Annotated in this window: 1 protein-coding gene; it reads right to left on the bottom strand. The window is 62.4% G+C overall.

All coding sequences use genetic code 11. From position 1 onward, the window contains the following. A partial coding sequence (locus PDO_RS16990) for an IS66 family transposase (RefSeq protein WP_007604674.1) occupies nt 1-631 on the bottom strand: 631 nt, incomplete at its 3' end. Nucleotides 632-667 lie beyond the last annotated feature (36 nt).

The following is a 667-nucleotide window of genomic DNA, read 5'->3' as shown; positions in this document are numbered from 1 at the left end:
TGAAGCCACGCGGCGTGGCATGGAACGGCGCCGGCGGCTGGCTGATCGCCTCGCAGTCACGGCAGGTAAATTTCTCCCGCACCGTCTCGATCACTTTGAACCGGCGCGGAATCTCCTCGAGCGTCTCAGTGACGTCCTCGCCCAGTTTCGACAGGCGCGACCCGCCGCAGCATGCACAGGTGACTGGGGGATCAATCACCACGCGCTCGCGTTCGATATCCTCCGGCCACGGCTTTCGGACCGGCCGTTTACGCGTGAACGAACGCACGCTCGAGGTCTTGGCGGCAGCCGCCTGCGCTGCGGCTTCATCCTCCGTCGCCGCCATCACCAGTTCTTCGAGCTGCAATTCCATCTGGTCGATCAGGCGCGCCGTGCGCTCGGATCGCCGGCCGCGCAGTTCGCGCTTCAGCTTTTCGATCGCCAGCTCCAGACTGGCAATCAAGGCCTCACTGTCCGACAGCATGGCCTGCGCATTGGCGGCTTGCGCCACCGCAATGTCCCGCTCGGCGACGACGGTGTCGCGCTCGGCAACAACGACATCACGTTCAGTCTGTAACATCTCACGCTCGGAAAGCAGCGCCAGATAGGCGCACGCAAGGTCCGCAGGAAGATCCACAGGCTTCGAGGTCATGAAGCCATTCGATCAGATTCACTCAATATTTTCAAT

The organism is Rhizobium sp. PDO1-076 (assembly GCF_000247475.1).
Classification (GTDB): Bacteria; Pseudomonadota; Alphaproteobacteria; order Rhizobiales; family Rhizobiaceae; genus Allorhizobium.
This window is presented reverse-complemented; position numbering and strand designations above follow the sequence as displayed.